This is a genomic window from Streptomyces sp. NPDC053755, assembly GCF_040677675.1.
Lineage (GTDB): Bacteria > Actinomycetota > Actinomycetes > Streptomycetales > Streptomycetaceae > Streptomyces.
Genome location: NZ_JBFASK010000008.1, coordinates 84,522 through 108,103, shown reverse-complemented (window position 1 = coordinate 108,103; position 23,582 = coordinate 84,522). Strand labels below are relative to the sequence as shown.

Below are 23,582 nucleotides of genomic sequence, written 5' to 3'. Positions count from 1 at the left end.
GGAGCACACTCATGGGACTCGAAGAGAAGCTGCCGAGCGGTTTCCTGCTGACGACGGTCGAGCAGGCCGCGGGCTGGGTGCGTAAGTCGTCCGTCTTCCCGGCGACCTTCGGCCTGGCCTGCTGCGCCATCGAGATGATGACGACCGGAGCGGGCCGGTACGACCTGGCGCGCTTCGGCATGGAGGTCTTCCGCGGCTCGCCGCGCCAGGCCGACCTGATGATCGTGGCGGGCCGGGTCAGCCAGAAGATGGCGCCCGTCCTGCGGCAGGTCTACGACCAGATGCCCAACCCCAAGTGGGTCATCTCCATGGGGGTCTGCGCGTCTTCAGGCGGAATGTTCAACAACTACGCGATCGTGCAGGGCGTCGACCACATCGTGCCGGTCGACATCTATCTGCCGGGCTGCCCGCCGCGCCCGGAAATGCTGATGGACGCGATCCTCAAGCTCCACCAGAAGATCCAGACCTCCAAGCTCGGCGTCAACGCGGAGGAAGCTGCCCGCGAGGCGGAGGAGGCGGCGCTCAAGGCCCTGCCGACCATTGAGATGAAGGGTCTGCTCCGTTGAGTGACGAGACACCCAACCCCGACAAGGAACTCAGCGCGCAGAACCTGCCGGGTCAGCGCGGGGACCACGGCGAGGAGGTCCGGGTCCAGCGCGGGATGTTCGGCGCCCAGAGCGGGGCCGACACCAGCGGCTACGGCGGCCTCGTCCGCTCCGTACGCCTGCCGGGGCCGGCCACCCGCCCCTACGGCGGCTGGTTCGACGAGGTGGCCGACGAGCTCGAAGGCGCCCTCGACGAGCAGGGGCTCCTCCCCGCCAACGCCATCGAGAAGACGGTCGTGGACCGCGGCGAGATCACCTTCCACATCGCCCGCGAGCACCTCGTCCGGGTCGCCCGCACCCTGCGCGACGACCCCGCGCTCCGCTTCGAGCTGTGCACGGGCGTCTCCGGCGTCCACTACCTCGGAGACAAGGGCCGCGAGCTGCACGCCGTCTACCACCTGCGCTCGCTGACCCACGGCCGGCTGATCCGCCTGGAGGTCACGGCCCCGGACGCCGACCCGCACATCCCGTCGCTCGTCGCGGTCTACCCGACCAACGACTGGCACGAGCGGGAGGCGTACGACTTCTTCGGCATCGTCTTCGACGGCCACCCCGCCCTCACCCGGATCATGATGCCGGACGACTGGCAGGGCCACCCGCAGCGCAAGGACTACCCCCTCGGCGGCATCCCCGTCGAGTACAAGGGCGCCCAGATCCCGGCTCCTGACCAGCGGAGGTCGTACAGCTGATGAGCACCGAACACGCCCTCCCGTCACCCGGCCACCACCCCTCGTCGAGTCCCCTCGGGACGCCCCCTTCCTCCGCCTCCGCGCGGGAGACCACCGAGGGAACCGTCTACACCGTCACCGGTGGCGACTGGGAAGAGGTCGTCGCGTCCGCCGCGAAGGCGGACGACGAGCGGATCATCGTCAACATGGGTCCCCAGCACCCGTCCACGCACGGTGTGCTCCGGCTGATCCTGGAGATCGACGGCGAGACCGTCACCGAGGCCCGCTGCGGCATCGGCTACCTCCACACCGGCATCGAGAAGAACCTCGAATTCCGGACCTGGACGCAGGGCACCACCTTCGTCACGCGCATGGACTACCTCACCTCGTTCTTCAACGAGACGGCGTACTGCCTCGGCGTCGAGAGGCTCCTCGGCATCACCGACCAGATCCCGGACCGGGCCGAGGTCATCCGCGTCCTGCTGATGGAGCTCAACCGGCTCTCCTCCCACCTGGTGTGCATCGCCACCGGCGGCATGGAGCTGGGCGCCACCACGATCATGATCTACGGCTTCCGGGACCGCGAACTGATCCTGGACCTGTACGAGCTGATCACCGGCCTGCGGATGAACCACGCGTTCATCCGCCCCGGGGGCCTCGCCCAGGACCTCCCGCCCGGCGCCGTCGACGCCGTGCGGGAGTTCGTGAAGACCATGAAGAAGAACCTGCCGGAGTACGACAAGCTCGCCACCGGCAACCCCATCTTCAAGGCCCGCATGCAGGATGTCGGCTACCTCGACCTCACCGGCTGCATGGCGCTCGGCGCCACCGGGCCGATCCTGCGCTCCGCGGGCCTCCCGCACGACCTGCGCAGGACCGACCCGTACTGCGGCTACGAGAACTACGAGTTCGACATCCCGACCGCCGACACCTGCGACTCCTACGGGCGCTTCCTCGTCCGCCTCGAGGAGATGCGGCAGTCCCTCCGGATCGTCGAACAGTGCCTGGACCGCCTCGAGCCCGGACCGGTCATGGTCGGCGACAAGAAGATCGCCTGGCCCGCCCAGCTCGCGCTCGGCCCCGACGGCCTCGGCAACTCCCTCGACCACATCAAGAAGATCATGGGCACCTCCATGGAGGCCCTGATCCACCACTTCAAGCTGGTCACCGAGGGCTTCCGGGTCCCCGCCGGGCAGGCCTACGCCGCCGTCGAGTCGCCCAAGGGCGAACTGGGTGTGCACGTCGTCAGCGACGGCGGCACCCGCCCCTTCCGGGTCCACTTCCGGGACCCGTCCTTCACCAACCTGCAGGCCATGGCGGCGATGTGCGAGGGCGGCCAGGTCGCCGACGTCATCGTCGCCGTCGCCTCCATCGACCCCGTGATGGGAGGCGTCGACCGATGACGGACGGACAGACCAGTCTCGGGATGCCCCAGCTCCCCGCCCCCGACTACCCCGCCGAGGTGCGCACCCGGCTGGAGGCGGACGCCAAGGAGATCATCGCCCGCTATCCGGGGTCCCGCTCCGCGCTCCTGCCGCTGCTGCACCTGGTGCAGGCGGAGGAGGGACACGTGACCCGCACCGGCATGCGGTTCTGCGCCGACGTCCTCGGCCTCACCACCGCCGAGGTCACCGCGGTCGCCACCTTCTACTCCATGTACCGCCGCAAGCCCTCCGGCGACTACCAGGTCGGCGTCTGCACCAACACCCTCTGCGCGGTCATGGGCGGCGACGCCATCTTCGAGGAGCTCCAGGCCCACCTCGGCGTCGGCAACCAGGGCACCACGGACGACGGCAAGATCACCCTCGAACACATCGAGTGCAACGCGGCCTGCGACTTCGCACCCGTGGTGATGGTCAACTGGGAGTTCTTCGACAACCAGACGCCCGAGTCCGCCAAGGCGATGGTCGACGACCTGCGGGCCGGCCGCCCCGTCGAGCCCACGCGCGGCGCGCCCCTGTGCACCTTCAAGGAGACCGCCCGCATCCTGGCCGGCTTCCCCGACGAGCGCGAAGGCGCCGTCGAGGCCACCGGCGGGGCCGGCCCGGCCTCCCTCGTCGGGCTCCGCCTGGCGAAGGGCGAAGCCCCGCACCACAAGATCGTCCACCCGCGCGGCGAGTCAGCCGGTGGGGAGGGGGAGTGATGACCTTGGCAGCCGAGATCGACCACAGCAGCCCCGAGAAGCTTCTCGCGCCCGTCCTGTCGGCGTTCTGGGACCAGCCCGACTCCTGGACCCTGGAGACGTACAAACGGCACGAGGGGTACGAAGGGCTGAAGAAGGCCCTCGCGATGTCGCCCGACGACCTCATCGCGTACGTCAAGGACTCCGGACTGCGCGGCCGCGGCGGCGCGGGCTTCCCCACCGGGATGAAGTGGCAGTTCATCCCCCAGGGCGACGGCAAGCCGCACTACCTCGTCGTCAACGCCGACGAGTCCGAGCCGGGCACCTGCAAGGACATCCCGCTCCTCTTCGCCAACCCGCACTCGCTCATCGAGGGCATCGTGATCGCCTGCTACGCGATCCGGTCCAGCCACGCCTTCATCTACCTGCGCGGCGAGGTCGTCCCGGTCCTGCGCCGGCTCCACGAGGCCGTCCGAGAGGCGTACGAGGCGGGCTTCCTCGGCACGGACATCCTGGGCAGCGGGCTCGACCTGGAACTCACCGTGCACGCGGGCGCCGGGGCGTACATCTGCGGCGAGGAGACCGCGCTGCTCGACTCGCTCGAAGGGCGCCGCGGCCAGCCCCGGCTGCGTCCCCCCTTCCCGGCCGTCGCAGGTCTGTACGCCTGTCCCACCGTGGTGAACAACGTCGAGTCCATCGCGTCCGTTCCCGCGATCCTGAACCGGGGCAAGGACTGGTTCAAGTCGATGGGCAGCGAGAAGTCCCCCGGCTTCACCCTCTACTCGCTCAGCGGCCACGTCGCCTCGCCCGGCCAGTACGAGGCCCCGCTCGGGATCACGCTCCGCCAGCTCCTCGACATGAGCGGCGGCATGCGCCCCGGCCACCGGCTGAAGTTCTGGACCCCCGGCGGCTCCTCCACCCCGATGTTCACCGACGAGCACCTCGACGTCCCCCTGGACTACGAGGGCGTGGGCGCGGCCGGCTCCATGCTCGGCACCAAGGCGCTCCAGTGCTTCGACGAGACCACCTGCGTCGTGCGGGCCGTCACCCGGTGGACCGAGTTCTACGCCCACGAGTCCTGCGGCAAGTGCACGCCGTGCCGCGAGGGCACCTACTGGCTCGTGCAGCTGCTCCGCGACATCGAGGCGGGCAAGGGCGCCATGGCCGACCTCGACAAGCTGAACGACATCGCCGACAACATCAACGGCAAGTCGTTCTGCGCGCTCGGCGACGGCGCCGCCTCCCCGATCTTCTCCTCCCTGAAGTACTTCCGCGAGGAGTACGAGCAGCACATCACCGGCCGGGGCTGCCCCTTCGACCCGGCCAAGTCGACCGCCTGGGCGGACAACCACAAGGAGGTGACGGCATGACGGTGACCACGTCCAACCCGGCCGGCGGCGAAGCCGCCCTCCCGCCCGAGGACCTCGTCACGCTGACCATCGACGGCGCCGAGATCTCCGTCCCCAAGGGGACCCTGGTCATCCGCGCCGCGGAGCAGCTCGGCATCGAGATCCCCCGCTTCTGCGACCACCCGCTCCTCGACCCGGCCGGCGCCTGCCGGCAGTGCATCGTCGAGGTCGAGGGCCAGCGCAAGCCGATGGCCTCCTGCACCATCACCTGCACCGACGGCATGGTGGTGAAGTCGCAGCTGACCAGTCCGGTGGCGGAGAAGGCCCAGCACGGCGTGATGGAGCTGCTGCTCATCAACCACCCGCTGGACTGCCCGGTCTGCGACAAGGGCGGCGAGTGCCCGCTGCAGAACCAGGCCATGTCCCACGGCCGGTCCGAGTCCCGCTTCGACGGCCTGAAGCGGACCTACGAGAAGCCGGTGCCGATCTCCACCCAGGTGCTGCTCGACCGCGAGCGGTGCGTCCTGTGCGCCCGCTGCACCCGGTTCTCGAACCAGATCGCCGGCGACCCGATGATCGAGCTGATCGAGCGCGGCGCGCTCCAGCAGGTCGGCACCGGCGAGGGCGACGACTTCGAGTCGTACTTCTCCGGCAACACCATCCAGATCTGCCCGGTCGGCGCGCTCACCTCGGCGGCGTACCGGTTCCGCTCCCGCCCCTTCGACCTGGTGTCCTCGCCGAGCGTCTGCGAGCACTGCGCGGGCGGCTGCGCCACGCGCACCGACCACCGGCGCGGCAAGGTCATGCGGCGGCTCGCGGCCGAGGACCCGGAGGTCAACGAGGAGTGGGTGTGCGACAAGGGGCGGTTCGCCTTCCGGTACGCCCAGCAGCGCGACCGCCTCACCACCCCGCTGGTCCGCAGCGCCGAGACCGGTGAGCTGGAGCCCGCCTCCTGGCCCGAGGCGCTGGAGGCCGCGGCCCGCGGGCTCGTGCGCGGCCGCACCGGCGTCCTGGCGGGCGGCAGGCTGACCGTCGAGGACGCCTACGCCTACGCCAAGTTCGCCCGGGTCGCCCTCGACACCAACGACGTCGACTTCCGGGCCCGCGTCCACTCCGGCGAGGAGGCCGACTTCCTCGCCTCCCGCGTGGCCGGGCGCGGCCGGGACCTGGACGGCGGCGGGGTCACGTACACCTCCCTGGAAGCCGCCCCGGCCGTGCTGCTCGTCGGCTTCGAGTCCGAGGAGGAGGCCCCCGGCGTCTTCCTGCGGCTGCGCAAGGCGTGGCGCACGAAGGGCCAGAAGACCTACGCGCTCGCCTCGCACGCGACCCGGGGCCTGGCGAAGGCGGGCGGCACGCTGCTGGCCGCCGCACCCGGCACCGAGACCGAGTGGCTGGACGCCCTCACCTCCCGCGTCGGGCTCGACGGGCCCGGCACGGACGCGGCGGAGGCGCTGCGGCGCGACGGCGCGGTCATCGTGGTCGGCGAACGGCTGGCCGCGGTGCCGGGCGGGCTGACCGCGGCCGTGCGGACGGCGGCGGCGACCGGCGCGACGCTGGTGTGGATCCCGCGCCGGGCGGGGGAGCGCGGCGCGCTCGAAGCCGGTGCCATCCCCACGCTGCTGCCCGGCGGGCGCCCCGCGACCGACCCCCGCGCGCGTGAGGAGGTCGCGGCCGCCTGGGGCGTGCGCGACCTGCCGCACGGATACGGCCGGGACACCGGCCAGATCGTGGAGGCCGCCGCCACCGGTGAACTGGGCGCGCTGCTCGTCGGCGGCGTCGAGGTCCGCGACCTGCCGGACCCGGCACGCGCGCGTGAGGCCCTCGACGCGGCCTTCGTGGTCTCCCTGGAGCTGCGGCCGAGCGAGGTCACCGAGCGGGCCGACGTGGTCCTGCCCGTCGCCGCCGTCGCCGAGAAAGCGGGCACCTTCCTCAACTGGGAGGGCCGGGCCCGCCCCTTCGAGGCCGCGCTCAAGCCCGAGCAGATGACCCGTGCGCTGCCTCCGGCCGACGCCCGCGTCCTCCACATGCTCGCGGACGCCCTCGACGCGCACCTGGCGCTGCCCGATCTGCGGGCCGCCCGACGGGAGATGGACCGGCTCGGCGGCTGGACCGGCGAGCGGGCCTCCGAGCCCGTCGAGCCGGCGCAGCCCGCGCCGCGACCGGGCGAGGGCGAGGCCGTCCTCGCCGGGCACCGGATGCTGCTCGACCTCGGCAGGCTCCAGGAGGGCGACACCGCACTGGCGGGCACCCGCCACGCCGCGCCGGCCCTGCTCTCGGCGGCCACCGCCGCCGAGACCGGGGTCAAGGAGGGCGACCTCCTCGCCGTGACGGGCCCGGCCGGCTCGCTCCACCTCCCGCTCCAGGTCACCGAGATGCCCGACCGTGTCGTCTGGCTCCCGCTGAACTCGACCGGCGGCGGTGTCCTCTCCGACACCGGCGCCCACCCGGGCGACCTGGTCCGCATCGGCCCCGCGGGCTCCCCGGCGGGCGACGAGGACCGGGAGGCGGGCTCGTGACCGCCACCGGCTCCCCCCGCCGCCCCGCGCGCCCGGGCGCGCGCCCCGCGTCCGGTGCGGCGCGCCCGCGCGCACACGTCGTCCGGCCGGCCGCAGGCCCGGCCCTCCCCGTACCGGAGGTGCGAGCGTGACTGCCCTCGCCCAACTCGCGCACACGCGGCGAAGCGTCCTGGCCGCCGAGGACCTGTCCATGTTCGGCACGGACCCCTGGTGGCTCATCGCGATCAAGGCCGTCTTCTGCTTCGCCTTCCTGATGGTCACCGTGCTCTTCTCCATCGTGTGGGAGCGCAAGGTCGTCGCCTGGATGCAGCTGCGCATCGGCCCCAACCGGCACGGCCCCTGGGGTCTCCTCCAGTCCCTCGCGGACGGCATCAAGCTGATGCTGAAGGAGGACGTGATCGTCCGGCGGGCCGACAAGGTCGTCTACGTCCTCGCGCCGATCATCGCCGCGGCCCCGGCGTTCATGGCGATCGCCGTGATCCCCTTCGGTCCGGCCGGCAACGAGGTCTCGATCTTCGGCCACCGCACCTCGATGCAGCTGACCGACCTGCCGATCGCCATGCTGTACGTCCTGGCGATCGCCTCCGTCGGCATCTACGGCATCGTGCTCGCCGGCTGGTCCTCCGGTTCCACGTACCCGCTCCTCGGCGGGCTGCGCTCCTGCGCGCAGATGATCTCCTACGAGATCGCGATGGGCGCGGCGTTCGCCTCGGTCTTCCTCTACTCCGGTTCGATGTCGACCTCGGCGATCGTCGAGGCGCAGGCCGACCGCTGGTTCATCATCCTGCTGCCGGTCTCGTTCATCATCTACGTGGTGACGATGGTCGGCGAGACCAACCGCGCCCCGTTCGACATGCCCGAGTCCGAGGGCGACCTGGTCGGCGGCTTCAACACCGAGTACAGCTCCATCAAGTTCGCGATGTTCATGCTCGCCGAGTACGTGAACATGGTGACGGTCTCGGCCGTGTCGGTGACGCTCTTCCTGGGCGGCTGGCGGGCCCCGTACCCGATCTCCACCTTCTGGGAGGGCGCGAACCACGGCTGGTGGCCGATGCTCTGGTTCGTCCTCAAGGTGCAGCTGCTGCTGTTCTTCTTCATCTGGCTGCGCGGCACCCTGCCCCGCGTCCGCTACGACCAGCTGATGAAGCTCGGCTGGAAGGTCCTCATCCCCGTCTCGGTGGTGTGGCTGATGCTCGTCGCCACCGTGCGCGCGCTGCGGAACGAGAACTACGACTTCCAGACGATCGTGCTCTACGTCGCGGGCGCCGTCCTCGCCGTGCTGTTGCTCTCCTTCATCGTCGATATGTTCCGCGACAAGAAGGCGCGCGGCGAGGCGGAGAAGGAGGGCCCCGAGGCCCCGTTCGACCCGATGGCGGGCGGGTTCCCCGTACCGCCCAAGCCGGGACAGTCCCTGCCGCCGGTGCCGCGGCGCCGGTCCCGCCAGGAGGCGGAGCTGGTTGTCAGTGGCGCCCCCGATACTGCTACTGCGAGTGATGGAAAGGAGACGGACGGTGTCTGATTTCCAGAATCCGGTCGCCGGCTTCGGCGTGACCTTCAAGGCCATGTTCAAGAAGCGGCTGACCGAGCAGTACCCGGAGCAGCAGAAGACGACGGCGCCGCGCTTCCACGGCCGGCACCAGCTCAACCGTCATCCGGACGGACTTGAGAAGTGCGTGGGCTGCGAGCTGTGCGCCTGGGCCTGTCCCGCCGACGCCATCTACGTGGAGGGCGCGGACAACACCGACGAGGAGCGCTACTCCCCGGGCGAGCGGTACGGCGCGGTCTACCAGATCAACTACGCCCGCTGCATCCTGTGCGGCCTGTGCATCGAGGCGTGCCCCACGCGGGCGCTGACGATGACCAACGAGTTCGAACTGGCCGACTCCTCCCGCGAGAACCTGATCTACACCAAGGAGCAGCTCCTCGCGGGGCTGGAGGAGGGCATGGTCGACTCGCCGCACTCGATCTTCCCCGGCACGGACGAGCAGGACTACTACCGGGGCCTCGTCACCGAGGCCGCGCCCGGCACGGTCCGTCAGGTCGCCGTGTCCAAGGGGGAGAAGGGCGATCCGGAAGGGGTGGACGCATGAGCGCCGACCTCACGGCCGCGACGCTGGCGGCGTACTCCACGTCCACGGGCGAGGCCGTGCAGTTCTGGGTCCTCGGCACGATCGCCGTGATCGGCGCCCTGTGCACGGTCCTGATGCGCAAGGCCGTGCACAGCGCGCTCTGCCTCGCCGGGACGATGATCATCCTCGCGGTGTTCTACCTCGCCAACGGCGCGTACTTCCTCGGCATCGTCCAGATCGTCGTCTACACCGGCGCGATCATGATGCTCTTCCTCTTCGTCGTCATGCTGGTCGGTGTCACGGCCGCGGACTCGCTGAAGGAGACCATCAAGGGGCAGCGCTGGTGGGCCGCGGCCTGCGGGCTCGGCTTCGGCGTCCTGCTCGTCGCCGGGATCGGCCGGGCCTCCCTGACGGAGTTCAACGGCCTGGGCGCGGCCAACGCCGCGTACGGCGGCAACGTCGAGGGCATCGCCGCGCTCGTCTTCACGAAGTACGTCTTCGCCTTCGAGATCACCGGCGCGCTGCTCATCACGGCGGCCGTCGGCGCGATGGTCCTCACCCACCGTGAGCGCACCGAGAAGGCCCGCACCCAGCGCGAGCTGGCCGAGCAGCGGGTGCGGGAGGGCAGGCACCTGCCGCCGTTGCCGGCCCCCGGTGTCTACGCCCGGCACAACGCCGTGGACGTCGCCGGTCTGCTGCCCGACGGCACGCCCTCCGAGCTGACCGTGATGCAGACCCTGCGCAAGCGCGGCCAGATCCGCGATGTGTCCACTGAGGCGCTGGCCGACCTCAAGGCGCTGGAGCAGCGCTCCGAGGAGCGGCTCGGCCGGGACCGGGACGAAGAGGAGGCCTCGCGGTGAACCCCGTCAACTATCTGTACCTCGCCGCCCTGTTGTTCACCATCGGTGCGGCCGGGGTGCTGATCCGGCGCAACGCGATCGTGGTCTTCATGTGCGTCGAGCTGATGCTCAACGCCTGCAACCTCGCGTTCGTCGCCTTCTCCCGCATGCACGGCAACCTCGACGGCCAGATCATCGCCTTCTTCACGATGGTCGTCGCCGCCGCGGAGGTCGTGGTCGGGCTCGCGATCATCGTGTCGCTGTTCCGTTCCCGCCACTCGGCCTCGGTCGACGACGCCAGCCTGATGAAGCTGTGAGGGGCTGAATCGTGGAGAACCTGATCGCGCTGCTTGTCGCGGCGCCTCTGCTGGGAGCTGTCGTCCTGCTGTGCGGGGGACGGCGCCTGGACAAGTCCGGGCACTGGCTCGGCACGCTGCTCGCGACCGCCTCGTTCGTCATCGGCGTCGTGCTGTTCACCGGCATGCTGGGCAGGAGCGCCGACGACCGGGCGCTGCACCAGCGGCTTTACACCTGGATCCCCGTCGAGGGGTTCCAGGCGGACATGGCCTTCCAGCTCGACCAGCTGTCGATGACGTTCGTCCTGCTGATCACCGGTGTCGGCTCGCTCATCCACGTGTACTCGATCGGGTACATGGAGCACGACGAGCGCCGCCGCCGCTTCTTCGGCTATCTGAACCTCTTCCTCGCGGCGATGCTGCTGCTCGTCCTCGCCGACAACTACCTGCTCCTCTACTTCGGCTGGGAGGGCGTCGGCCTCGCCTCGTACCTCCTGATCGGCTTCTGGCAGCACAAGCCCTCCGCGGCGACCGCCGCGAAGAAGGCCTTCCTGGTCAACCGGGTCGGTGACATCGGCCTGTCGATCGCGATCATGCTGATGTTCACCACCTTCGGGACCTTCGCCTTCGGGCCGGTGCTCTCGTCGGTGGGGGAGACGTCCGAGGGCACGCTGACGGCGATCGGCCTGATGCTCCTCCTCGCCGCCTGCGGCAAGTCGGCCCAGGTGCCGCTGCAGTCCTGGCTCGGTGACGCGATGGAGGGCCCGACCCCGGTCTCGGCCCTGATCCACGCGGCCACCATGGTCACCGCCGGCGTCTATCTGATCGTCCGCTCCGCCGACATCTTCAACGCCGCCCCGGACGCGCAGCTCGCGGTCACGGTGGTCGGCGCGGTCACGCTCCTCTTCGGTGCGATCGTCGGTTGCGCGAAGGACGACATCAAGAAGGCGCTGGCCGGATCGACCATGTCGCAGATCGGCTACATGATCCTCGCGGCCGGCCTCGGTCCCGTCGGGTACGCCTTCGCGATCATGCACCTGGTCACGCACGGCTTCTTCAAGGCCGGGCTCTTCCTCGGCGCCGGTTCGGTCATGCACGGCATGAACGACGAGGTGGACATGAGGAAGTACGGCGGCCTGCGGAAGTACATGCCGGTCACCTTCGTCACCTTCGGCCTCGGTTATCTCGCGATCATCGGCTTCCCCGGCCTGTCCGGCTTCTTCTCCAAGGACAAGATCATCGAGGCGGCCTTCGCCAAGGGCGGCACCGAGGGCTGGATCCTCGGCGGGATCACGCTCCTGGGCGCGGCCATCACCGCGTACTACATGACCCGCGTGATGATCATGACGTTCTTCGGCGAGAAGCGCTGGCAGCCCGCTCCCGACGCCGACCGGGCGCCCGGCGTCGAACCGGCCGCAGAGGCCGAGGCGGGCCGCATGCCACACCCGCACGAGTCCCCGAAGTCGATGACGATCCCGATGATCCTGCTGGCCGTCGGCTCCGTCTTCGCCGGTGGCTTCTTCGCCGTCGGCGACCGCTTCGTCAACTGGCTGGAGCCGGTCACCTCGTTCGAGCACGGGCACCCGCCGCTCAGCGCCGGAGCCATCACCTCGGCCACGGTCGCGGTGATGGTGATCGGTGTGGGCATCGCCTACCTCCAGTACGGGCGCAGGCCCGTCCCGGTCGTCGCCCCGCGCGGCTCGCTGCTCACCCGGGCCGCCCGCCGCGACCTGCTCCAGGACGACTTCAACCACGCCGTCTTCGTGACGGGCGGCACGCACCTCACCCGCTCGCTCGTCTACGTCGACCACACCCTGGTCGACGGGGTGGTCAACGGCACCGCGGCATCCGTCGGCGGTCTGTCCGGCCGGCTGCGCAAGCTGCAGAACGGCTACGCCCGCTCCTATGCGGTCTCCATGTTCGGAGGTACTGCGGTGCTGATCGCCGCGACCCTGCTGATGAGGGCGGTGTAACCGATGTCGCAAGCCGTCAACGCGGGCTTTCCCCTCCTGACCGCGACAGCGGCGGTACCGGCGCTCGGCGCGATCCTCACCGCCGCCGTCCCCGCCGCCCGCCGCACCGCCGCCAAATGGCTGGCGCTGACCGTCTCGCTCGTCACCCTCGCCCTCGCCGTCGTCGTCCTCGTCGACTTCGAACCGGGCGGGGACCGCTACCAGTTCGTCGAGTCCTACTCCTGGATCAAGGACTTCGGCGTCCGCTACGAACTCGGCGTGGACGGCATCGGGGTGGCGCTCATCGCGCTCACCGCGCTGCTGATCCCCTTCGTCATCCTGGCCGGCTGGCACGACGCCGACCCCCTGGAGACGAAGTCCAGCCGCTGGCGGCCGACCCAGGGCTTCTTCGCCCTGATCCTCATGGTCGAGGCGATGGTGATCCTCTCCTTCGAGGCCACCGACGTCTTCCTCTTCTACATCCTGTTCGAAGCCATGCTCATCCCGATGTACTTCCTCATCGGCGGCTTCGGCGACCGGGCGCACGCGGGCACCGACGAGAACGCGGCCGCCCAGCGGTCGTACGCGGCGGTGAAGTTCCTGCTGTACAACCTGGTCGGCGGACTGATCATGCTCGCCGCCGTCATCGGGCTCTACGTGGTCGCGGGGAACTTCTCCCTGACCGAGATCGCCGAGGCCCGGGCGAGCGGTCAGCTGGAGATGGCGACCAACACCGAGCGGCTGCTGTTCCTCGGCTTCTTCTTCGCCTTCGCGGTGAAGGCGCCGCTGTGGCCGCTGCACACCTGGCTGCCGAACGCGATGGGGGAGGCTACCGCTCCGGTGGCCGTGCTCATCACGGCGGTGGTCGACAAGGTCGGCACGTTCGCCATGCTCCGCTTCTGCCTCCAGCTGTTCCCGGAGGCCTCGAAGTGGGCGACCCCGGTGATCATCGCCCTCGCCCTGGTCAGCATCGTGTACGGAGCGCTGCTCGCCGTCGGGCAGCGGGACATCAAGCGCCTGGTGGCGTACGCCTCGATCTCCCACTTCGGTTTCATCATCATGGGCATCTTCGCGATGACCAGCCAGGGGCAGAGCGGTGCCACGCTCTACATGGTCAACCACGGGATCTCGACGGCCGCGCTGATGCTGGTGGCCGGCTTCCTGATCTCCCGGCGCGGCTCGCGGCTCATCGCCGACTACGGCGGTGTCCAGAAGGTCGCCCCGGTGCTCGCCGGCACCTTCCTGATCGGGGGTCTGGCCACCCTCTCGCTGCCCGGCCTCGCCCCGTTCGTCAGCGAGTTCCTGGTCCTGGTGGGCACGTTCGCCCGCTATCCGGTGGCCGGCGTCATCGCCACCACCGGCATCGTCCTCGCCGCGCTCTACACCCTCGTCCTCTACCAGCGGACGATGACGGGCCCGGTGAAGGAGGAGGTCCGGACCATGCCGGACCTGCGGGTGCGGGAACTGGCCGTCGTCGCCCCGCTGATCGCCCTGTTGATCTTCCTCGGGGTGTTCCCGAAGCCGCTGACGGACATCGTCAACCCGGCCGTCAGCCACACCATGTCCGACGTGCAGCAGAAGGACCCCAAGCCCGAAGTGGAGGCGGCCAAGTGAGCACATCCGCCGTCGCGCCAGCCGTCCACAGCCTGTGGACGACGGCCGCCGAGCCGTTGAACAAGATCCCGTCGCCCCACATCGAGTACGTCCAGCTCTCCCCCGTACTCATCGTGGTCGGCGCCGCGATCCTCAGCGTCCTCGTCGAGGCCTTCGTGCCCCGCAAGGGGCGCTATCACAGCCAGGTCTTCCTCAGCGTCCTCGCCCTGGTCGCCGCGTTCGCCGCCATCGTCGGCCTCGCGGCCGGCGGTTACGGCTCCACCAAGGCGCACATCGCCGCCATGGGCGCCATCGCCGTCGACGGCCCGGCGCTGTTCCTCCAGGGCACGATCCTCCTCGCCTCGATCGTCGCCGTCTTCACCTTCGCCGAGCGCAGGCTCGACCCGGCCGACCACGGCCACCGGGTCGACTCCTTCGCCGCCGAGGCCGCCGCGGTGCCCGGCGGCGACCAGGAGAAGGCCGCGGTCAAGGCCGGGTTCACCACCACCGAGGTGTTCCCGCTGGCGCTGTTCGCGGTGGCCGGCATGCTGGTCTTCCCGGCCGCCAACGACCTGCTGACGCTCTTCATCGCCCTGGAGGTCTTCTCCCTCCCGCTCTACCTCCTGTGCGCCGTCGCCCGCCGCAAGCGGCTGATGTCGCAGGAGGCCGCGGTGAAGTACTTCCTCCTCGGCGCCTTCTCCTCGGCGTTCCTGCTGTTCGGCATCGCCCTGCTCTACGGCTACGCCGGCTCCGTCTCGTACGCCACCATCGCCAACGTCGTCGACGGCTCCGTCGCCTCGGTCGACCCGGCGCTCGCCGCCACCATGGGCAACGACGTCCTGCTGCTCATCGGCTTCGCCATGGTGCTGACCGGTCTGCTGTTCAAGGTGGGCGCGGTGCCGTTCCACATGTGGACCCCGGACGTCTACCAGGGCGCCCCGACCCCCGTCACCGGCTTCATGGCCGCCGCGACGAAGGTCGCCGCCTTCGGCGCGATGCTGCGGCTGCTGTACGTGGTGCTGCCCGGCCTCACCTGGGACTGGCGGCCGGTCATGTGGGGCGTCGCCATCGTCACCATGCTGGGCGGCGCGGTCGTCGCGATCACCCAGACCGACATCAAGCGGCTGCTCGCGTACTCCTCGATCGCGCACGCCGGGTTCATCCTGGCCGGTGTCATCGCGGCCACGCCCACCGGCGTCTCGTCCGTCCTCTTCTACCTGGGCGCCTACTCCTTCGTGACGATCGGCGCGTTCGCCGTCGTCACGCTGGTCCGGGACGCGGGCGGAGAGGCCACCCACCTGTCCAAGTGGGCCGGTCTCGGCCGCCGTTCGCCGCTCGTCGCGGCGGTCTTCGCGGTCTTCCTGCTCGCCTTCGCCGGCATTCCGCTGACGTCCGGGTTCTCCGGCAAGTTCGCGGTCTTCAAGGCGGCGGCGGAGGGCGGCGCGGGTGCGCTGGTCGTCATCGGTGTCGTCTCGTCGGCCGTCGCCGCGTTCTTCTACATCCGGGTGATCGTGCTGATGTTCTTCAGCGAGCCCAAGGCCGACGGCCCCACGGTCGCCGTGCCCTCGGGTTTCACCACGGTCGCGATCACGGCCGGTGTGGTGGTGACGCTGGTCCTCGGCGTCGCGCCGCAGTACTTCCTGGACCTGGCGAACCAGGCGAGCGTCTTCGTCCGCTAGCGGACGGACGACGCGTCAGGGCCCGGCTCCCGCACAGGCGGGGGCCGGGCCCTTCGGTGTGTCCGCGGACGGCTCCAGGCCGTGTCCGGATGGTCGCGCGTGGGCTGCGACCGGCGGACCCTCGATACCTTCCGGACCTTCCCTAGCGCGTGGGCTGCGGGGTCGGCCGCGGGGCCGGGCACGTCACCCGGGGGTTGTACGGGGCGAACACGCCCTTCGGGTTCTTCTTGAAGATCCAGGCGTGCAGGCTGTAGACGTCGCCGACGCCCGGGATGACCTCCGGTCCGTCGAAGCCGCGGCCGAAGATCTCCGGCTGGGCCTGGCCGGTGTTCGGCACCACCCATTCGAGGGCGACCAGCCGCCTCCCGTCCTTGCCTTGACCCTTGTCCTGCGGCTTGGCCTGCTCCTTGCCCTGACCCTTGTCCTGCGGCTTGGCCTGCTCCTTGCCCTGGGGCTTGCCCTGCGCCTGCGGCGTGGCCTGCTCCTTGCCCTGGGCCTGCCCCTGGCCCTGGCCGTGTTCCTTGCCGTCGCCGGCGGCGTGGTGGGTGTCGGCGTACAGCAGGGCGGCGGGCCGGGTCGGGTCGGTCGAGCCGATGTGCGCGGGCTTGACGTAGTGGTAGCCCATGCCGCCCTCGTCCGAGAACACGCACTCGTCCGTCCGGAGATAGCCGTCGTCCAGGGCGGCCTGCTCCGACCTGTACCGCTCCGTGGCCTCGTACGCCCGGCGCAGGTCGCCCTGGTGGCGACCGTGCCCCCCGTCGGCGGTCGAGGACGGGTCCGGGCCGGCCGCCGAGACCGGGACGGCGCCCAGGGCTATCGAGGTGAGGGCGACCAGGCCGGCGGCGGCCAGGGCGGAACGCTTGCGGGAACGTACGGGCATCGTGCTGCTCCTAGAAAGGGACGTGCGCCCCACGGGGCGCCTGATTCGAGCGGGCTCTCCCCTGGTCCCACCGTCAGCAGCATGAGCCGCCCCCTTCCGGCACCGCACTCGGGACGCGCCCATTGGGGGGGCGTCGTCACCGGGCCGTGCGACCTCACCGCACCGTGGCGACCTCGCCCCGGGAGGCGTAGGCGCGCACGTCGGCGTCCGGGTCGGCCAGTGCCCGGGCCAGCACCGAGCCCGTCCCCGGATGGCGCAGCAGCGCCAGGACCGCCGCCTTGCGGACGTCCGCGTTCGCGTCCCCGAGGGCCTCGGCCAGGGCGGGCACCGCCGTCGCCGGGGACGCGGCCGCGAGACCGGCCGCCGCGCCGGCCCGCACCTGCCAGGCGGGATCACCGAGGGCCCGGACGGCGTCCCCGTCGTACGGTGCCGGGCAGCCGACCGTCCCGAGCGCCTGCAACGCGGCGGCCCGCACGAGCGCGTCCCCGTCGTCCATGAGCGGGGCGAGGTGGGCGGGGACCGTGCCCCGGGCCGCCGCGAGACCCTTCGCCACCGCCACCCGCACCTCGCGGGAGGGGTCGGCCGCGGCCTCGGCCAGCGAGCCGATCGCGTCCACCGAGACCAGGGCGCGGACCGCCTCCACCCGGACCTCCAGACGGGCGTCGGCCAGCAGGCCGGCGAAGAGGGACGCGGAGCCGAGCCGCAGCACCCGCAGCACCGTCAGCGAGGCGGCCCGGGCCCCCGGGTCCGGCCCGTCCAGCGCGGCGACGAGCGGAGCCCGCAGCGCCGGTTCCGGCGACAGCGTCTCGACCAGCTCGCGCAGCGAGGCCGCCGCCACCGCCCGTACCGCCGCGTCCTCGTCGAGCAGCGCCCCGGCCAGCGCCGGACCGGTGCCCGAGGGGACCGTCTCGGTGAGGGCCGCGACGGCCGCACGCCGCACGGCGGGGTCGGGATCGGTCAGATAGGGCCGCAGGGCGTCCAGGTCCGGTTCCGCCTCGGCCAGGGCGTGCAGCTCCAGAATGCGCGGCGCGTGGCCGACGGCGCCCTCCACCCGCACCTCCGCCGCACGGACTCCGGAGCCGACCGGAGCGAGGTCGCGGGAGCCCGCCGTGGCGACGTGCTCCGGGTGGACCTCGCCGAGATGGCGGGAGGCTCCGCCGACCGGGGCGTAGTCGTCGACGGGTACGAGGTAGGGCGCCACCGGACGGGCCGTGAACTCCATCGTGCCGGAGGGTGACTTGCGCAGGTCCAGATGGTGCAGCCAGTCCTGGTCGTCCCGCTCCGGATGGTCCGTCCGCGCGTGGTAGAGGCCCCAGCGGGACTCCGTACGGGCGAGGGAGGAGCGGGCCGCCATCTCGGCGCAGTCCCGGATGAAGGAGACCTCCGCGCAGCGCATCAGCTCGTGCGGGGTCGTCGCGCCCATCGCGTCGATCTCCGCCCGCATCCGCTCGAAGTGCTCGACGGCCAGGGAGAGCCGGGCCCCCGACTTGGGCGGGGCGACGTAGTCGTTCACGAACCGGCGGAGCTTGTACTCGACCTGGGGCTGGGGCGGCCCGTCGGGGTGGCGCAGCGGGCGGTAGATCAGCTCGTGCGCCGCCCGGAGCTGGTCCTGCGGCAGGTCGCCTTCGTAGGCGCGGTAACGGGCGGCGTCGGCTCCGGCCAGATCGCCGAAGACGAAGGCGCCGATCATGTAGTTGTGCGGTACGCAGGCCAGGTCGCCCGCGGCGTAGAGCCGGGGCACGGTGGTGCGGGCGTGGTCGTCGACCCGCACACCGGAGGCCGAGTGCCCGCCGCACAGGCCGATCTCCGAGATGTGCATCTCGATGTCGTGGGTGCGGTAGTCGTGGCCGCGCCCGGCGTGGAAGGTGGCGCGGGTAGGGCGTTCGGTGGTGTGCAGGATCGATTCGAGGGCGGAGACCGACTCCTCGGGGAGATGGCTCAGCTTGAGGTAGACCGGGCCGCGGTCGGAGGCCAGCTCCTCGGCGAACTCGGCCATCATCTGCCCCGACCAGTAGTCCGAGTCGACGAACCGCTCGCCGTGCCGGTTGACCTGGTAACCGCCGAAGGGGTTGGCGACGTAGGCACAGGCCGGGCCGTTGTAGTCCTTGATCAGCGGATTGATCTGGAAGCACTCGATGCCGGTCAGTTCCGCGCCCGCGTGGTACGCCATCGCGTAGCCGTCGCCCGCGTTGGTGGGGTTCTCGTACGTCCCGTAGAGGTAGCCGGAGGCGGGCAGACCGAGGCGGCCGGCGGCGCCGGTCGCCAGGATCACCGCGCCCGCCCGCACGGTGACGAACCCGCCCGTGCGGGTGTGGAGTCCGGCGGCGCCGATCGCCCGCCCGTCGGCGTCGGTCAGGACGCGGACCGGCATCACCCGGTTCTCGATCCGGATGCGTTCGCGCATCTCGCGGCGGCGCAGCTGCCGGTAGAGGACCTTCTTGACGTCCTTGCCCTCCGGCATGGGCAGGACGTACGAGCCCGAGCGGTGGACCTGGCGGACCGCGTACTCGCCGTGCTCGTCCTTCTCGAACTTCACGCCGTACGACTCCAGGCGCCGGACCATCGCGAAGCCGCGGGTCGCCGTCTGGCGGACGGTGGACTGGTCGACGATGCCGTCGTTGGCACGGGTGATCTCGGCGACGTAGTCGTCGGGCTCGGCCCGGCCGGGGATGACCGCGTTGTTGACGCCGTCCATGCCCATCGCGAGGGCCCCGGAGTGGCGGACGTGCGCCTTCTCCAGGAGGAGGACGTCGGCTCCGTGCTCGGCGGCGGTGAGCGCGGCCATCGTGCCGGCGGTCCCTCCGCCGATGACGAGGACGTCGCACGAGAGTTCCTCGGCGTCCGCGAGGGCGGGGATCTGCATCGGGAGGCCTTTCAGGCGGAGAGTGCGGTGAGGAGGTCGCGGCGCAGGCCGGAGAGGTCGGCGTCCCGGTCGCGCGGCCGCGGGTTGTCGAGGACCGTGCCGGTGCCGAGGACCGCCACGCGGTCCCCGAGGAAGAGGGCTTCGTCGACGTCGTGCGTGACGAACACGACGGTCGCGCCGGTGCCGTGCAGGACCTCGACCAGCAGGTCCTGCATGCCGGCCCTGGTCTGCACGTCCAGCGCGCCGAACGGCTCGTCCATGAGGACGGCGCGGGGCTCGGGCGCGAGGGCGCGGGCGAGCTGGACGCGCTGGCGCTGGCCGCCGGAGAGCTGGTGGGGCAGGCGCCGGGTGTGCTCGCCGAGTCCGACCCGGCCCAGCCACTCCTCGGCGGTCGCCCGGCGCACGGGGCGCGGGACCCCCTGGATGGCGAGGGGCAGTTCGACGTTGGCCCGGGCGGTGCGCCACGGGAGCAGCGCGTCCTCCTGGAAGACGAGGGCGCGGTGTTCCGCCGGCGCGGTGACGGTGCCGGCGAGGGGCGGCAGGAGCCCGGCGAGGGTGCGCAGGAGCGTGGACTTGCCGCAGCCGGAGGGGCCGACGACGGTGAGCAGCTCGCCGGCGGGGACGGTGAGGTGGACGGGATGGGGGAGGGGGGCGTGGGGACGCCCGAGGACGACGTCGTCGAGGACGAGGGCGGCGGTCACGGGCGGGTCCCTTCGTGGGCACGGGTCGTGGCGGCCGGCGCGACGGCCCGCGGGGTGGCGCGGGCTTCCCGCGCCGGAGGGGCTCCCGCCGCGCCCCCGACGGCCGCGGGGGCCGCCGGGGCGGGGGAGGCGGGGGTGAGGACCGTCGTGGCGGGGGCCGTTCCGTGCCTGGCCCGCAGGGGCCTCGGGGATCCGCCGCCGGCCCGGGGCGCCGACCGCGTGCCCACCACGCGGCGGCCCGCCGCCTCGACCGCCGTGGAGGTCAGCCAGCCCAGCACGCCGATGGTCGTCATGCCGACGAAGACCGCCGGGTAGTCCACGACCGTGTAGTCCTGCCACGTGCGGTACCCCACCCCGTACTCGCCGGAGATCATCTCCGCCGAGATCACGCAGATCCACGAGACGCCGATGCCCACGGACAGGCCGCTGAAGATCCCCGGCAGCGCCCCCGGAAGGATCACCGAGAACAGCACCCGGATCCGCCCCGCGCCCATCGTCACGACGGCCTCCTCCCAGAGCGGGGGCAGCGCGGCCACGGCGTGGCGGGTGGAGACCAGGACGGGGAAGAACGCGGCCGCGCCGGTGATGAAGACGATGCCCTGCTCGTTGCTGGGGAACAGCAGGATCGCGACCGGCACGAGCGCGATCGCCGGGATGGGCCGCAGGACCTCGAGGACGGGGCCGAGCAGGTCGGCGGCGAGGGGGGAACGGGCGATCGCCGTGCCCAGCGCGATGCCCGCGACCGCCGCGAGCGTGAAGCCGGTGACGATACGGGTCAGGCTGTCGACCAGGTCCTGCCAGTACGCGTCCGTCGTCAGCCGCGAGGCGAACGCCTCCGCCACCTCCGTGACCGTGGGGAACTGGTCGAAGCGCAGCCAGAGGGCCACGTCCCAGGTCGTCAGCGCCTGCCACGTGCCCAGCGCCGACACCAGCGACAGCGCCCGCAGCACGTACCTCATGACGCCAGCGCCTGCGCGTAGGTGACGGCGCGCGCCGAGGGGTGGGCGGCCCGGTACGCCGCGGCCCCCGCCTCCGTCACGAACGGCTTCGCCGTCCCGCCGTCCACCACCCAGACCGCCCGGTCCGCGAACCAGAGCGTCCCGGTCACCGTGTCGGGGACGTACGCCACCCGCACCTTCGCGCGGTTCGCCGCGACGTGCCGCAGTGCCTCGGCGGGGGTGTCGAAGGAGAGCGTGCGGTCCGCCCCCTTCAGCCAGACCTCGCTGCGGGACGGCGGGGCGAGCGTCGCGAGCTGCCGGTCGTACGCCGGGCCGTAGACCTTCCGTACGTAGCTGTCGTCGACGAAGCCGTCCACGTCCACGTCCTCCACCAGCTTGGCCGACCGCAGCACCGGCACGTCCTCCTTCAGCGCCGCGACCAGCCGGGGCTTCAGGGTCGGGTCGAAGGTGGCGATGCCGTTGGGGCCGTTGTAGAGGTGGACGACCTCGGCCGGGAGGCCCGTCTCGGCGGCGACCTTCTCGCTCGCGGCGACCGGGTGCTCGCGCAGGTAGGCCGTCGCCGTGCGCTGGGCCCGCAGGAACGCCTCCACGACCGCCGGGTGCCGCTGGGCGAAGTCGGCGCGGGCGGTGACGCCGTGGAAGGTGGGCAGGTTCAGCTCGGCGCCGTCGTACAGCGCCTTCGCCTTGCCCTGGAACGCCAGGAGTCCCGGCCAGGCGACGAACTGCGACAGCGCGTCCGCGCTCCCGGCCGCCAGGGCCGAAGCGCCGACGGCGGGCTGCTGGTTGAGCTTGCGGATGTCCCGCTCCGGGTCGAGGCCGGCGCGTTGCAGGGCGCGCACGAGGGTTCCGTCCGCCGCCGAGCCGATGGACGTCGACACCTTCTTCCCGCGCAGCTCCGTCAGCGACCGGAGGTCCGAACCGGGCTCGGTCACGACGGTGTTGAGGGCGCCGCGCAGGTTGTAGCCGGTCACCGACACGAGTTTCGTCGGACGCTTCAGCTTCGTGCCGCGGGCCGCGTTCAGCAGGAGCGGGAAGTCGCCCATCGAACCGATGTCGATCTTCCCTGCGGTCATCTGGGCGGTGATCGGCGCGCCGGTGGCGTAGTCCTGCCAGACGACCTTGTACGTCGTGCCGTCCTTCCGCCCCTGCGCGCCCAGCTCGCGCTCGAAGGCGCCGAGCGAGCGCAGCAGGGTGCCGGCCGTGACGGTGTTGATGGTCTTGGACTGGTAGCCGACGGTCACGGTGACCGTCGAGCCGTTTCCGGCCTCCGCCGGACCGCCGCAGGCGGCCAGGGGCAGCAGGAGGGCCAGGGCGGCGAGGGGGACGACATGCTTGCGGGACATGGGCGTTCGGGCCTCTCAGCGGAGCAGATAGGGCATGTTGACCGTGACCGCGCCGGTCGGACACCGGGCCGCGCACGGGCCGCAGTACCAGCACTCGTCCACGTGCATGAAGGCCTTGCCGCTGTCGGGGTTGATGGCGAGGGAGTCCAGCGGGCACATCTCCACGCAGAGCGTGCAGCCGTCGATGCACTTCGACTCGTCGATGGTCACGGGCACGTCGGCCCGCTGGGGCGCCAAGGGCATGGCTGTCTCCAGGTCTCCGGAAAAGGGGTGTGTACGGCGGCGGGGACGACTAGACGGACCGGTGCAGCAGGCCGCTCATCGTGATCCGGTCGCCCCGGAACCGGATGAACTCCAGGTCCACGGGGCGTCCGTCACAGAGGTGGGTGAGCCGGTCCAGCATCAAAAGCGCGGCACCGCGCGGTGCCTGCAGGACGGCGGCGGAGTGCGCGTCGGCGTTGACGGCCTCCAGGGTGATGTCGGCATGGCCCAGCAGTGTCCCGGTCAGCGACTCGATGAGCCGGAACACGTCGGTGTTCTCCAGGTCGCAGCCGAGGAGTCCGGCGCCGATGTCCATCGGGATGTAGGTGAGGTCGAGGGAGAGCGGCAGGCCGCCGAGCCGGCGCAGGCGCTCGATGTAGAGGACGTCGCTGTGCTCGGGTATCCCCAGCCGCCCGGCCACCGGCGCGGGGGCCGCGACCGGTCCGACCGTGCGGACCTCGTTGGTGACCGTGCCGTGTTCGTGCAGGGTCTCGGCGAGGCCCTGGAGCCGGTCGAGGCCGTGCGGGTACTTCTCGCACACCACGACCGTGCCCACGCCGGGCTGCCGCTCGACCAGGCCCTCGGCGCGGAGCAGGTCCAGGGCCTGCCGGACGGTGTTGCGCGAGACCCGGTAGTCGGCGCCGATCCGGTCCTCAAGGGGCAGGATCCCGCCGGGGAAGCGGGCGGCCAGAATCTGGTGGCGCAGGAGGTCGGCGAGCTGTCGCGCCTGGTCCGCGCGCAGCCGCCGGCGGCGCGCTGCGGCGACCGGGACGGTGTGCTCACGAAGGCGTTCGGCTGGCATGCGAGGGACCATACCGAGGCGTCCACGGCGGTGGTGTTGCCACAGCATTGCGCCATCTGATGCCGTGACAGCACGCCGCTGACCT

20 protein-coding genes are annotated in these 23,582 nt (G+C 71.4%); 13 read left to right on the top strand and 7 right to left on the bottom strand.

Annotation, left to right across the window (positions count from 1 at the left end):
• Window positions 1-11: 11 nt before the first annotated feature.
• The 13 genes from AB0K65_RS11235 (at window position 12) to nuoN (ending at window position 15,688) form a co-directional block, all read left to right on the top strand.
• Window positions 12-566 carry an NADH-quinone oxidoreductase subunit B family protein gene (locus tag AB0K65_RS11235; RefSeq protein WP_010041554.1) on the top strand — a complete coding sequence of 185 codons (555 nt, stop codon included), beginning with the start codon at window positions 12-14 and terminating at the stop codon, window positions 564-566.
• A complete protein-coding gene (locus tag AB0K65_RS11230; RefSeq protein WP_365715519.1) occupies window positions 563-1,294 on the top strand; it encodes an NADH-quinone oxidoreductase subunit C in 732 nt (243 codons plus the stop codon). Before AB0K65_RS11235 ends, AB0K65_RS11230 begins: the two co-directional genes overlap by 4 nt.
• Window positions 1,294-2,676, top strand: a complete 1,383-nt coding sequence (locus tag AB0K65_RS11225; protein WP_365715518.1) for an NADH-quinone oxidoreductase subunit D — start codon at window positions 1,294-1,296, stop codon at window positions 2,674-2,676. Before AB0K65_RS11230 ends, AB0K65_RS11225 begins: the two co-directional genes overlap by 1 nt.
• Window positions 2,673-3,416 carry an NADH-quinone oxidoreductase subunit NuoE gene (nuoE, locus tag AB0K65_RS11220; RefSeq protein ID WP_365715517.1) on the top strand — a complete coding sequence of 248 codons (744 nt, stop codon included), beginning with the start codon at window positions 2,673-2,675 and terminating at the stop codon, window positions 3,414-3,416. The genes AB0K65_RS11225 and nuoE overlap by 4 nt, the downstream gene beginning before the upstream one ends.
• Window positions 3,416-4,765, top strand: coding sequence for an NADH-quinone oxidoreductase subunit NuoF (nuoF, locus tag AB0K65_RS11215; protein ID WP_365715516.1), 1,350 nt, complete (start codon window positions 3,416-3,418; stop codon window positions 4,763-4,765). Before nuoE ends, nuoF begins: the two co-directional genes overlap by 1 nt.
• Complete coding sequence (locus AB0K65_RS11210) at window positions 4,762-7,260, top strand: NADH-quinone oxidoreductase subunit G (protein ID WP_365715515.1); 2,499 nt, start codon at window positions 4,762-4,764, stop codon at window positions 7,258-7,260. Before nuoF ends, AB0K65_RS11210 begins: the two co-directional genes overlap by 4 nt.
• A 190-nt stretch (window positions 7,261-7,450) precedes the next feature.
• The gene (gene nuoH, locus AB0K65_RS11205) at window positions 7,451-8,779 is read left to right on the top strand and encodes an NADH-quinone oxidoreductase subunit NuoH (RefSeq protein WP_365715607.1); all 1,329 of its coding nucleotides are present in this window, start codon (window positions 7,451-7,453) and stop codon (window positions 8,777-8,779) included.
• Entirely contained in the window at window positions 8,754-9,350 is a 597-nt protein-coding gene (gene nuoI, locus AB0K65_RS11200; RefSeq protein ID WP_365715514.1) for an NADH-quinone oxidoreductase subunit NuoI, read from the top strand. The genes nuoH and nuoI overlap by 26 nt, the downstream gene beginning before the upstream one ends.
• Entirely contained in the window at window positions 9,347-10,189 is an 843-nt protein-coding gene (locus AB0K65_RS11195; protein ID WP_365715513.1) for an NADH-quinone oxidoreductase subunit J, read from the top strand. Before nuoI ends, AB0K65_RS11195 begins: the two co-directional genes overlap by 4 nt.
• The gene (gene nuoK / locus AB0K65_RS11190; RefSeq protein ID WP_069927518.1) at window positions 10,186-10,485 is read left to right on the top strand and encodes an NADH-quinone oxidoreductase subunit NuoK; all 300 of its coding nucleotides are present in this window, start codon (window positions 10,186-10,188) and stop codon (window positions 10,483-10,485) included. The genes AB0K65_RS11195 and nuoK overlap by 4 nt, the downstream gene beginning before the upstream one ends.
• 11 nt (window positions 10,486-10,496) lie before the next feature.
• Complete coding sequence (nuoL, locus tag AB0K65_RS11185) at window positions 10,497-12,437, top strand: NADH-quinone oxidoreductase subunit L (RefSeq protein ID WP_365715512.1); 1,941 nt, start codon at window positions 10,497-10,499, stop codon at window positions 12,435-12,437.
• A 3-nt stretch (window positions 12,438-12,440) separates the two neighbouring features.
• Window positions 12,441-14,030: an NADH-quinone oxidoreductase subunit M gene (locus tag AB0K65_RS11180; RefSeq protein WP_365715511.1), complete on the top strand. Its 1,590-nt coding sequence runs from the start codon at window positions 12,441-12,443 to the stop codon at window positions 14,028-14,030.
• Window positions 14,027-15,688, top strand: coding sequence for an NADH-quinone oxidoreductase subunit NuoN (gene nuoN, locus AB0K65_RS11175; RefSeq protein WP_365715510.1), 1,662 nt, complete (start codon window positions 14,027-14,029; stop codon window positions 15,686-15,688). The genes AB0K65_RS11180 and nuoN overlap by 4 nt, the downstream gene beginning before the upstream one ends.
• 142 nt (window positions 15,689-15,830) lie before the next feature.
• Here the strand turns inward: nuoN and AB0K65_RS11170 are convergent, their stop codons facing one another.
• The 7 genes from AB0K65_RS11170 to AB0K65_RS11140 all read right to left on the bottom strand — a co-directional run bounded on the left by AB0K65_RS11170 (window position 15,831) and on the right by AB0K65_RS11140 (window position 23,497).
• Window positions 15,831-16,568, bottom strand: a complete 738-nt coding sequence (locus tag AB0K65_RS11170; RefSeq protein WP_365715509.1) for a hypothetical protein — start codon at window positions 16,566-16,568, stop codon at window positions 15,831-15,833.
• Between the two features lie 154 nt (window positions 16,569-16,722).
• Entirely contained in the window at window positions 16,723-19,431 is a 2,709-nt protein-coding gene (locus tag AB0K65_RS11165) for a fumarate reductase/succinate dehydrogenase flavoprotein subunit (protein ID WP_365715508.1), read from the bottom strand.
• 11 nt (window positions 19,432-19,442) lie between these two features.
• On the bottom strand, window positions 19,443-20,132 hold the full coding sequence (locus AB0K65_RS11160) for an ATP-binding cassette domain-containing protein (protein WP_365715507.1): 690 nt from the start codon (window positions 20,130-20,132) through the stop codon (window positions 19,443-19,445).
• Window positions 20,129-21,091 (bottom strand): ABC transporter permease, encoded by a 963-nt coding sequence (locus tag AB0K65_RS11155; RefSeq protein WP_365715505.1) that lies wholly within the window; start codon window positions 21,089-21,091, stop codon window positions 20,129-20,131. The genes AB0K65_RS11160 and AB0K65_RS11155 overlap by 4 nt, the downstream gene beginning before the upstream one ends.
• Window positions 21,088-22,434: an ABC transporter substrate-binding protein gene (locus tag AB0K65_RS11150; RefSeq protein ID WP_365715504.1), complete on the bottom strand. Its 1,347-nt coding sequence runs from the start codon at window positions 22,432-22,434 to the stop codon at window positions 21,088-21,090. Before AB0K65_RS11150 ends, AB0K65_RS11155 begins: the two co-directional genes overlap by 4 nt.
• A 15-nt stretch (window positions 22,435-22,449) precedes the next feature.
• Window positions 22,450-22,677 carry a ferredoxin family protein gene (locus tag AB0K65_RS11145; protein WP_365715503.1) on the bottom strand — a complete coding sequence of 76 codons (228 nt, stop codon included), beginning with the start codon at window positions 22,675-22,677 and terminating at the stop codon, window positions 22,450-22,452.
• Between the two features lie 49 nt (window positions 22,678-22,726).
• A complete protein-coding gene (locus tag AB0K65_RS11140) occupies window positions 22,727-23,497 on the bottom strand; it encodes a GntR family transcriptional regulator (RefSeq protein ID WP_365715502.1) in 771 nt (256 codons plus the stop codon).
• Window positions 23,498-23,582: the final 85 nt, after the last annotated feature.